This window comes from Pseudomonas sp. (assembly GCF_041601375.1).
GTDB lineage: Bacteria > Pseudomonadota > Gammaproteobacteria > Pseudomonadales > Pseudomonadaceae > Aquipseudomonas.
This window is the reverse complement of sequence record NZ_JBFIIG010000147.1, coordinates 1-10,657: the sequence shown is the minus strand read 5'-3', so window position 1 is coordinate 10,657 and position 10,657 is coordinate 1. Positions and strand designations below refer to the sequence as shown.

Here is a 10,657-nt window from a genome sequence, read left to right as displayed (position 1 = left end):
ACCGAATCAATGGTGCACTGCCTGCGGCGAGTGACACCCTGCGGATCGGGGATTACTCCAGACCGTAGGGCGGCCTCGGAGCGCAGCGACAGCCCGCCAGCTTTTGTGCCACGCCACCGAATCAATGGTGCACTGCCTGCGGCGAGTGACACCCTACGGATTGCGGATTGTTCCAGGTTTCAAAGCCGCGGTTCGACACGCAAGCGGCGATCGCCAGCCTGCGCATAACGGCCATCGGCAGGTTCATCGTTCTCGCGTTGCATGATCTCGCGCAGGGTCGGCGCGTTGTCGTCGTCCGCTTCCGGCTGCGGGCCACGCCGGGCCTTCCACCAGCGCTCCAGGGGCCAACGAAAGGCCACGAACAGCACATAGAGGGCAAATGCGAACAGGCCGTACATGGCCAGATCGGCCACCGCGCGCCAGACGCTGGTGCCCACATCCAACAGCAGATCCAGCGCGGTGATGGCGATCGCCGGGGCGAGTACCGCTTCATTGCCCGGGTCGACGGCGGTCGGGCTGAATAACAGCACTGCCGCCAGCAAACGCAGGGGTTCACGCAGGTAACGCCACATCCCACGGGTAATGCGGAACCACACCAGCAGGCAACCCAGGGCAGCGACGGCATAGACGCCCCAGGCAAGTAAATAGTCGTTTTCGGTCATAACGCGCGGATCTCTGAGCATGACGGGGCTGGGCCGTTGCTAAGCGCAACCAGTGATGGCTGCATTTTTCAACGGCCTGCTGATGCAGTGCGGCTTATGATAACGGCTTTTCCGTGGTCCGACAGGGACCGTACCGAATTGGAGTCACCAGATGCCGCACGCCCCCATCGCCCGCACCGAGAACGCTGCCGACCCTTACGGCTGGCTGGAGAAGCGCGACACCGAGGAGGTGCTCGAGTACCTCAAGGCGGAAAACACCTACCTGGAGGCCGAACTGGCCGAGCAACGCGAGCTGCGCGAGGCGCTGTTTCAGGAGATCAAGGGGCGGATCCGCGAGACCGACCTGTCGCTGCCTTCACCCTGGGGTCCCTGGCTGTACTACCAGCGCACCACCGCCGGCGACGAATACCCGCGCTACTACCGCTGCCCGCGCCCGGTCGACGGCTCGCTCGATGTCGATGAAAGCGCCGAGCAATTGCTACTCGACCCCAACGCCCTGGCGGAAGGCGGTTTTCTCTCGCTCGGTACCTTCAGCGTCAGCCAGGATCACCAGCGCCTGGCCTACAGCCTGGACACCAGCGGCGACGAGGTTTACCAGCTGTTCGTCAAGGAGCTGGCCACGGGCGCGATCAGCCAACTGCCGTTCGCCGACTGCGACGGCAGCATGACCTGGGCCAACGACAGCCAGACCCTGTTCTTCGGCGAACTGGACGACTGCCATCGCCCGCACAAGTTGTACCGCCATCGCCTCGGCAGCGATGCGGCCGAGCTGGTGTTCCACGAAGCCGACGGGCGTTTCTTCCTCAACTGCTACCGCGCCAGCTCCGAGCGCCAACTGGTGCTGCTGCTCAACAGCAAGACCACCAGCGAGGCCTGGGTGCTGGATGCCGACACGCCGCAGGCCACGTTCAGCTGCCTGGCGCCGCGCGAGGAAGGCCACGAATATTACGTCGACCACGGCAAGGTCGAGGGCGACTGGGCCTGGCTGATCCGCAGCAACCAGAGCGGGATCAACTTCGCCCTGTACTGCGTCAAGGAAGACAGCGCCGCCGCGCAGACGCCGACCCGCGAACGCTGGAGTGAACTGCGCGGCCATGACCCGCAGGTGATGCTCGAAGGCGTGAGCCTGAACGACAGCGCGCTGACCCTAAGCCTGCGCGAGGGCGGCCTGCCGATCATCGAGGTGCACGCCCAGGGCCAGCAAGCCTACCGGGTCAAGCTGCCGGATGCGGCCTACAGCCTCTATGTGCAGGACACCCTGGAGTTCGCCAGCCCGGTGATCCGCCTGCGCTACGAGGCGCTCAACCGCCCGGCGCAGATCCGCCAACTGACCCTCGCCGACGGCGCCCAGCAGGTGCTCAAGGAAACCCCGGTACTGGGCCCGTTCGACGCCGACGATTATCTCAGCCAGCGCCTCTGGGCCACCGCCGCGGACGGCACCCAGGTGCCCATCAGCCTGGTGGCCAAGCGTGGAGTGCTTGATCAGGCCGCCCCGCTCTACCTCTATGGCTACGGCGCCTACGGCGAAAGCCTCGACCCCTGGTTCTCGCATGCGCGCCTGAGCCTGCTCGAACGCGGCTTCGTCTTCGCCATCGCCCACGTACGCGGCGGCGGCGAGCTGGGCGAAGCCTGGTACCGCGCCGGCAAGCTGGAGCACAAGCACAACAGCTTCGGCGACTTCATCGCCTGCGCCGAGCACCTGATCGCCAGCGGCTACACCAGCCCGGCCCAACTCGCCATCAGCGGCGGCAGCGCCGGCGGCCTGCTGATCGGCGCGGTGCTCAACCAGCGCCCCGAGCTGTTCACCGCCGCCATCGCCGAGGTGCCCTTCGTCGACGTGCTCAACACCATGCAGAACCCCGACCTGCCGCTGACCGTCACCGAGTACGACGAATGGGGCGACCCGCACGATCCCGAGGTGTTCGCGCGGATCAAAGGCTACGCGCCCTACGAGAACGTCAAGGCCCAGGCCTATCCGGCGATCCTCGCCGTGGCCGGCTACAACGACAGCCGCGTGCAGTACTGGGAGGCGGCCAAGTGGGTGGCCAAGCTGCGCGCGCACAAGACCGACAGCAACCTGCTGCTGCTCAAGACCGACCTCGGCGCCGGCCACGGCGGCATGAGCGGACGCTACCAGGCGCTCAGGGACGTGGCGCTGGAGTACGCCTTCCTGCTCAAGGTGTTCCAGCTGGGGTAACCGGCACAGCGGCTTGATGGGTATCGCTGCGCTCAACCACATCCTACAAGAGCCCGACATGGCAAGCCCTGGCGGTTGCGTTGGCGCTGCTGCTCGAGCAGCGGCAACTCGTCATCCGCTGGAGCCAGGGAGCCGCCAGGTGGTTTGGCCTTGTAACCGGTGCCGTCGTTGAGCAGAGGTGGATTACGCGGCGCCGGAGTCGGTAGATTGCGCGGCTGCGGCTGGACGAAGGGCTGCGGCGTGGCGGTGCCGGGCGAGCCGGCAGGCCGCTCCCGGGGCGTCGACACGGGATAGTCCCGCGCCTGAATCGCCGCACCGTACAGGAGCGACAGGCACAGCAGTAACATGCTGGTCAGACGCATCATCCACCTCCCTTTAATGAGACTCTTGGGCATTGGGCTACGCGCGCCGCCGATAAGTGCCCGTCCGGCTGTTTTCGCCGACCACCGGCAGGGCTACACTGTCGGCATCAGCATACCGCCACGAGACAAGCCATGAGCACGGACAAATCACCCTCGCCTACCGCCAAGCTCGACCGCATCCTCGCCGATGCCCAGCGCAGTCGCGAAGAAGGCTACCGGGATAAAGCCCTGAAGATGTACCCGCATGTCTGCGGCCGTTGCGCCCGGGAGTTTTCCGGCAAGCGCCTGAGCGAACTGACCGTGCACCACCGCGATCACAACCACGACAACAACCCGCAAGACGGTTCCAACTGGGAGTTGCTGTGCCTGTATTGCCACGATAACGAGCACGCGCGCTACACCGACCAGCAGTACTTCAGCGAAGGCTCGACCGCCAGCCCGCAGGGACCGAAATCGACCCACAAGGCCTTCGCCGACCTGGCCGCCCTGCTGAAGAGCAAAGACTGAGCGATTGGGACAAAACTCCCGTCTACTGCGGCCGCCTCCAAACGCCCGCTGCTCCGAATACCTCGAGCGATCCGCGATCCGTAGGGTGTCACTCGCCGCAGGCAGTGCACCGTCGATCACCGGTGCGACATACATCTGGCGGGCTGTCGCTTCGCTCCGAGCGGACGGCGCCCCGACCGCCCTACCCGCAGGCAATGCACCATGGGTTGCTCGGCGCGGCACAAAAGCTGGCGGGTTGTCGCTGCGCTCCGAAGCCGCCCTACGCGCAGGCAGCGCCGCGTGGTTCATCGGCGCAGCACAGATCCGGCGGGCGCTCGGCCAATCAATGCCGTAACCTCATCGGCCCCATGCAGCTTCATCCGATTGCCCTGGCAGCAATGCCGCCAGGCCGTATACTGCCGCCCTTTGCGTAAAGGCCTGGCTTCGTGGCGAACAAACGATACAGCTGCATCGGTTTATTCAACCCCAAATCCCCGGAGAACGTCGGCGCGGTGATGCGCGCCGCCGGTTGCTATGGTGCGGCCTCGGTGTTCTACACCGGCACCCGCTATGAACGTGCCCGCGACTTCATCACCGACACCAAGAAGGTCTTCCAGGATATTCCGTTGATCGGCATCGATGATCTGCAGAAGATCATCCCGCTGGGCTGTACGCCGGTCGCGGTGGAGTTGGTCGACGGCGCGCGGCCGTTGCCGCAGTACACCCACCCGGATCGGGCGATCTACATCTTCGGTCCGGAAGACGGCTCGCTGAACAAGGAGATCCGCGCCTGGTGCGAGGATGTGATCTACATCCCCACCCAGGGCTGCATGAACCTGGCTGCGACGGTCAATGTGGTGCTCTACGACCGCATGGCCAAGGGCAATAACACCAAGTCGGGGCCCAAGTTCTAAACGAGCCCGGCTCAGCCGGCGCAGGTGCTACTTCAGCAGCTTGCTGTCGAGCACCTTGGAAGCGCCGCCCATGACGTTCTCGCTGATCTCGATGAAGTCCTTGGTGCTGACCTTGTCCAGGCGCATCAGGCCACGGGTGACATCGTCCAGCGAACGTGGCGCGGTACTGCCCTTGGTCTTCTGGCGGATTTCCCGATCCAGCTCCTGCAACAGCAGGACCGCCCGGGCGGTTACCGCACCGCTGGCATTGGCGCTGCGCAGGCTCTTCACCGATTTACTCCACTCCAGTTGTTGCTCGCGAACCTTCTGGTAGCGCTCTTCGCTCAGGCCTCCCGCGCGGCGCACCAGTTCGATGGCGTAGTACTCGGCCAGCCCTTCGGTGACCCAGTCGCTGCGATCGCGCGCCTGAATACGGCCGAACACGTGCACCAGTTCGTGCACCAGTGAACTGGTGCCGTTTTCGCTGACCAGCGGGCGGTCGGCGTGCATGTAATAGGAGTTGGACGCCGACAGGCCGCCGCGCCACATCGGATCACCGGCACCAACGATCAGCAGCTTGGCCGGGTCACGCGGGAACACCGCCTGGGCTTCCGGCCAGACGAAGGTCAACAGGGTGAGAATGTCCATGCGGCGCATGCCCTCGCCGATCGGCGCGGCGACGGTCACGTCGGTCTCGCCGAGTTTGGCGCGGCGTGTGCCTATCTTGCCGGCAATGATCCAGCCGGTCGGGCGATCGAACTTGCGCTGCGAGTTGTCGATGCGGAACTTGTGTTTGCCGATCCGCGGCCAGCCGGTCTCGACGCCGCGCCAGCCCTTGGGCAGCTCGAATTGCAGGCGTGCGACCAGCTCGGTCTTGTCCTGTTGGCGCAGTCTGGCGCTGGGCACCAGGTCGTCGCCGCGCAGCAAGGCCCAGTCCTCGGTCATGCGGGCGTCGAAACCGTCCTTCACCCGCGGCCGGCTGATCCGCACGCGGTAGGTCAGCTTCGTCACGCCTTTACCTGGCTTCCAGACACCGCGCTCGGGGCTTTCCTGGGTCCACTCGCCGTCGCCGCTGAAGTCGCTGTAATAGCCCTTGTCGCCCAGATTGAACGCCAGGCTGCGGACTCGCTTGCCGTCCTCCAGGGTCAGGCTGACTTCGGCCTGATCGCTCTCCGGCAGAAAACGCACGTGGTAATCCAGGTCGACCTTCTGCGCTGCCCACAGAGGCGCGGCGCACAGACTCAACAACAGGGCGGGCAACAAGCTGCGGCGAATCGACATGAGGGGCAGTTCCTTGGCGGGATGGGGCATAGACCGTATATAGACTATGCAATTCAATATAAGCCAACCGTTATGGCTTCTTATGGGCAGCGTCCGAAGTGGCCCGATCACCCGTCGTCCAGACGCCGCGCTGTCGCGCAACAAACTGGGGGCTTCCCGTTGTCGTGGGAGCGGCTTCAGCCGCGAAGCTTTGCTGTGCCGCGAAGAATTCGCGGCTAAAGCGGAACGCCGCCCGGCCGCTCCTACATAAACGCAACAACCCATAAAATCAATAACATACGAGTTGTTTGATAAGAGATCCCCCGTCGTCCAGACGCCGCGCTGTCGCGCAGCAAACTGGGGGCAATCGTGTCTGTCGGCTTGTGGGTACCTGTAGGAGCGGCTTCAGCCGCGAAGCTTTGCTGTGCCGCGAAGAATTCGCGGCTAAAGCCGCTCCTACAATAATCAATAAAATCAATGAGATATATTTTGTTTGATAAGAGCGCTCCAGCGGCGTTGTGCCAGGCGGCACAACGTTTCAGCCGGCGCGGAAAATCAGGTGCTCCTCCCAGTCGTCCCCAGCCACGCTGTTTTCGCTGAGCATGCGCCCGGACTGGGAAATACGCTGCTGGTGCACCTGGTCCGGATCGCCGCAGACCAGGTGATGCCACAACAGCAGGTCCTTGCCCTCGCTGACCAGGCGATAGGCGCAGGTCGGCGGCAGCCACTGGAACTCATCGGCCTGGGCCGGGGTGAGCTGAATGCAATCGGGCACCGAGTCTCGACGATTGCTGTAGTCGGTGCAGCGGCAGCTCTTCAGGTCGAGCAGCTTGCAGGCGATGCGCGTGTAATAGACGCTGCCGTCGTCCTCATCCTCGAGTTTTTGCAGGCAGCACAGGCCGCAACCATCACACAACGACTCCCACTCGTCCTGATCGAGTTGCTCGAGGGTTTTGCGTTTCCAGAAGGGTTCGACTTTGGCGGCCATGGTGAGGGTACGGTGACTGGCGAAAAGGCCGGCAGTTTACCAGCCCGTAAGACTTAACGCTGCCCTACTGCGGTGAAACCGCAGCCCTTGGGTCTTGCTGCTTTGGCTCGTTGAATAGCCGGTTATTTTCCTCGAATAGCCACACAACCGCTTCACCCGACAGTGCATCATGGACCTTGCCTCGCTACCGGCGGTCGTGTAGCCCCCATACACACCGAGCATGCAGGGCTATACAGGCAACAAATTCTGTTGGTGCGCAGAGGTGGTCTCCAGGATAGATAGCCATGTTCTCCGACGAGCGCCTGCTAATATCGACAGCGCCTGAGCGCAAGCACTGGTGCGTCGGCTCAAACGCTGCACATATTCCAGCAATTCAGCTGAGGTAAAGGATGGTCATGCAAGCTCTTAATGGAAAAACCGCTTTCATCACCGGCGCCGCCGAAGGCATCGGTTTTCACATCGCCCGCACCTTTGCACAACAGGGTATGAACGTGATGCTGGCGGACATAGACGCCGCCATGCTCGAGCAGGCGCGCCAAACGCTGAAAGATGAGGGCCATAGTGTGGCCGCCGTGGTCTGCGATGTGGCGAAACGCGATGCGCTGGAAGCAGCGGCCAGGGCCACCCTGGAATGTTTCGGCAAGGTACATGTGCTGGTGAACAATGCCGGCGTATCGGTGGCGGGGCCGCAGGATCGGATTTCGGAAAACAACTGGCGCTGGATTATCGATGTAAACCTGATGGGCGTGGTTTACGGTGCACAGGTTTTTGTGCCCCTGATCAAGGAGCATGGCGAAGGTGGCCATGTGATCAATGTGGCATCGGTGGCCGGTACGCTCGGCATGCCCTTTGCCGGCCCTTACTGCGCGACCAAAGCGGCGGTGGTGTCGCTCTCGGAGAGTTGGCAAGGGGAGCTCAAGTCGGCCGGCATTGGCGTTTCGGTGCTCTGCCCGGCGTTTGCCAAGTCGCGCATTTACGGCAGTGAGCGCAACCGTCAGGCGGAATACGGCGGTGTTCCTTCGCCTAACGCGCAGCCGAGCCCCCGCACCCTGGAGGCCGCGGCCAAGGCCAAAGAAGCGGTAACCAATGGTATCGAGACGCATATCGTGGCCGAGCGGCTGCTGGAAGCGGTTCTGCATAACGAACTGTATGTTTTCACCCACCCCCACTATCGGCCGGTGGTGCAAGGCCGCAGCCAGCAGTTGAGTCTGGCCTTCGATAGCGCCGAAGCCAGCCCGACACTGAAAAGTGTGACAGCGGGTGAAATTACTACGCTGTAGCACAGGGGATCTTGGTTTAGCCGATTGAGCGGCTGCCTCCAGACGCCCTGCGGTCCGAGCCATTACCTTGGACAATCCGCGATCCCCAGGGTGTCCCCCGCCGAAGGCAGTGCACCATGGTTGCCCGGCGCGGCCCAATCCTGGCGGGTTGTCGCTGCGCTCCGAACGGATCGCCGCCCGAGCCGCCCTACCCGCAGACAGTGCACCATGAATCATCGGCACGGCACACAAGCTGGCGAGCCGTCGCTGCGCTCCGAACGGATCGCCGCCCGAGCCGCCCTACGCTCAGAGTGGAGCGCGGCATGTTGTCGCATCCTGCCGCGAACGCCTGGAAACGGCCCCGCTACGGCGCTCGATATTTTCCAACCTCGAACCTTGGCGGATCGCCGCAAGGCCATGCCGGCGAGGATGGCTGCCGACGACTTGAGGGCGTCGGCATGTGCTATACCATCGGGAGTAGGAAAAAGCAGCGAGGAACGCGCAACGCCGATATTCAGCCCGGATATCCATGCCGCCCATCAGGCCCTTTGACCGATTCGATTTCAGCCGTGCAGATCTGCCAGAGGCCTTCAGACACAGAGGTTGATCTCATGACCATGATGCAATGCACCCACCGCGACCACATCATCACTGCCGATGTCGTGGAGCATCCCGGCATCCCGACGCCGTGGGCCGGCGGCTGCCGTATCACCAGCCCGGACGGCCGCACCACCCGCCGCCTGCCGCTGCCCCTCGATCAGGCCTTTCTCGCCGAGCTGGAAATCGCCCAGCGTGCATCCATCGCACACGGTAAATGGCTGGTTGACCAATGCCTGGATCAAGGCGTGGCACTCTTCGACAAACCCGCCGCCAAGGCTTGATCGCCGTTTTCATCGGGCACGGGTATACGCGAGCACTCTCGGTGCTCGCGTCGAATCAGAGGACGTAGAGCAGGATCGCGACAAAATGCAGCAGGCTGCCGACCATGACGAACAGGTGCCAGATGCCGTGCCAATGACGGAAGCGGCTGTCGTAGACGAAGAAAATGATCCCGACCGTGTAGAAAATCCCCCCCGCCGCCAACCAGGCGAAGCCCGCAGTGCCCAGCCTGGCGAGTAGCGGTTTGATCGCCACCAGGACGATCCAGCCCATCAGCGCATAGATCACCAGCGACAACACCCGTGCCTCGGAGCGCGGTTTGATCTCCTGCAGCATGCCGATCAGCGCCAGCACCCAGACCGCCGCGAACAGCGACCAGCCCCAGGGCCCACGCAAGGTCACCAGGCAGAACGGCGTGTAGCTGCCGGCAATCAGCAGGTAGATCGACAGGTGATCGAGCTTGCGCATGATCACCTTCGCCCGCCCCTGCACGCTGTGATAGATGGTCGAGACGCTGTAGAGCAGCAGCAGGGCGACGCCGTAGATCGCGACACTGACGATCTTCACCGGCTCGCCATCCAGACTCGCCAGCACCAGCAGCCAGAGCGCGCCTATGCACGCCAGCACCGCACCCACCAGGTGGGTCCAGGCGTTGAATCTTTCCCCGTGGTACATGTGACAGCAACCTCGATCTACCAGGCCGTCGAAAAACTACCTACGTTGCCCCCTTGATAAAAGAGAGGGGCGTTAAAAATGGCCTCGCGTGGGAGCCAGACTAAGCGTCCCCGACAAAGTGCTCATTTACAACACGTAAACTCGCGTGCGAGCCCAGTCCGCTTTTGACTCGCTTCGCTCGCCCTGCGGGCCAGCCTACGGCTGTTACTCCGCTGCGCTACGTTGCGGCCATTTTTGCCTTGTCTTGGCTGCCTCGCCTACATTTTTCAACGGCCTGGTACCGCTCAGGAGCCCGCGCCCAGGCTTGTCGTGCAACGCGCACGTCACTGTAAACGATGCACGGCAAAGGATGGCACACGCACGTTCCGTTCATGTACCGGGTTCAGCGACTGTCCACACGCCAGCCCCGACAAACCTGAGCATCGTCCGGGTCTGCTTCAGGCGAAGAACCTCTTCATCGAGCGCGAAAACCAGCCGCCAGCCTGTTTGTTGCTGACCAGGCTGTTCATGTTGTCCTTGACCGCCTGCACATAGCCGGCGTCGTCGCTGCGGATATGGTTGAACAGCCAGCGCGAGAGCAAACCGAGCAATTCATCGGTGATGTCCTCACCGGCCTGGAAGCGCAGATTGAAGTCCTTGACCCGGCCGATGAAGATCTCATGGACTCGCTTGTGCGGCCGCGTGAACTCGTAACCGGCCTCCTCCAGCAGCGATTCCTCGAAGGCGAAATGCGACAGGGTGTAATCCACCAGACCGTTGAGCACCTCACCCACCTCACCGCCGCTGCCCCCGCTCGCCTTCGCCTGGTGCAGCGAGTTGATCATGTCGACGATGCGCTTGTGCTGGTCATCGATGACTTGAATGCCGGTGTTCAGATCGTCCTGCCAAACCAGATAACTCATTTCCCCTCAGCCCCTAGCGTGCCGCCCGGCTGCAATGCGGGCGCTGCAGCAAGGCTACTCAAAGGCTCTGGAATGGGGGCTGACGCAGATCATT

At 63.1% G+C, this 10,657-nt stretch carries 11 protein-coding genes; 5 read left to right on the top strand and 6 right to left on the bottom strand.

Annotated elements, in window-relative coordinates; genetic code table 11:
• Window positions 1-179: 179 nt before the first annotated feature.
• The gene (locus ABZE94_RS16655) at window positions 180-662 is read right to left on the bottom strand and encodes an MFS transporter (RefSeq protein WP_372876611.1); all 483 of its coding nucleotides are present in this window, start codon (window positions 660-662) and stop codon (window positions 180-182) included.
• 151 nt (window positions 663-813) lie between these two features.
• Here ABZE94_RS16655 and ABZE94_RS16650 point away from each other — a divergent pair, with 151 nt between their 5' ends.
• Window positions 814-2,859, top strand: coding sequence for a S9 family peptidase (locus ABZE94_RS16650; RefSeq protein ID WP_372876609.1), 2,046 nt, complete (start codon window positions 814-816; stop codon window positions 2,857-2,859).
• A gap of 32 nt (window positions 2,860-2,891) precedes the next feature.
• On the opposite strand, the gene ABZE94_RS16645 is transcribed toward ABZE94_RS16650, so the two are convergent.
• Entirely contained in the window at window positions 2,892-3,221 is a 330-nt protein-coding gene (locus ABZE94_RS16645) for a hypothetical protein (RefSeq protein WP_372876607.1), read from the bottom strand.
• A gap of 132 nt (window positions 3,222-3,353) precedes the next feature.
• On the opposite strand from ABZE94_RS16645, the gene ABZE94_RS16640 reads away from it, so the two are divergent.
• Together ABZE94_RS16640 and ABZE94_RS16635 are read left to right on the top strand one after the other, a co-directional pair.
• Window positions 3,354-3,728, top strand: a complete 375-nt coding sequence (locus ABZE94_RS16640) for a YajD family HNH nuclease (RefSeq protein WP_090503132.1) — start codon at window positions 3,354-3,356, stop codon at window positions 3,726-3,728.
• Window positions 3,729-4,153: 425 nt separating this feature from the next.
• Window positions 4,154-4,621, top strand: a complete 468-nt coding sequence (locus ABZE94_RS16635) for an RNA methyltransferase (protein WP_372876605.1) — start codon at window positions 4,154-4,156, stop codon at window positions 4,619-4,621.
• A gap of 27 nt (window positions 4,622-4,648) precedes the next feature.
• On the opposite strand, the gene ABZE94_RS16630 is transcribed toward ABZE94_RS16635, so the two are convergent.
• Both ABZE94_RS16630 and ABZE94_RS16625 read right to left on the bottom strand, forming a co-directional pair.
• Window positions 4,649-5,881, bottom strand: coding sequence for a hypothetical protein (locus ABZE94_RS16630; protein ID WP_372876603.1), 1,233 nt, complete (start codon window positions 5,879-5,881; stop codon window positions 4,649-4,651).
• A 517-nt stretch (window positions 5,882-6,398) separates the two neighbouring features.
• Complete coding sequence (locus tag ABZE94_RS16625; RefSeq protein WP_372876601.1) at window positions 6,399-6,848, bottom strand: YcgN family cysteine cluster protein; 450 nt, start codon at window positions 6,846-6,848, stop codon at window positions 6,399-6,401.
• Between the two features lie 395 nt (window positions 6,849-7,243).
• On the opposite strand from ABZE94_RS16625, the gene ABZE94_RS16620 reads away from it, so the two are divergent.
• Entirely contained in the window at window positions 7,244-8,128 is an 885-nt protein-coding gene (locus ABZE94_RS16620) for an SDR family NAD(P)-dependent oxidoreductase (RefSeq protein ID WP_372876599.1), read from the top strand.
• A gap of 590 nt (window positions 8,129-8,718) precedes the next feature.
• Complete coding sequence (locus ABZE94_RS16615; RefSeq protein ID WP_372876597.1) at window positions 8,719-8,988, top strand: hypothetical protein; 270 nt, start codon at window positions 8,719-8,721, stop codon at window positions 8,986-8,988.
• Window positions 8,989-9,043: 55 nt separating this feature from the next.
• On the opposite strand, the gene ABZE94_RS16610 is transcribed toward ABZE94_RS16615, so the two are convergent.
• Entirely contained in the window at window positions 9,044-9,661 is a 618-nt protein-coding gene (locus ABZE94_RS16610) for a hemolysin III family protein (protein ID WP_372876595.1), read from the bottom strand.
• A gap of 437 nt (window positions 9,662-10,098) precedes the next feature.
• Window positions 10,099-10,563 (bottom strand): bacteriohemerythrin, encoded by a 465-nt coding sequence (locus ABZE94_RS16605; protein ID WP_372876593.1) that lies wholly within the window; start codon window positions 10,561-10,563, stop codon window positions 10,099-10,101.
• Window positions 10,564-10,657: the final 94 nt, after the last annotated feature.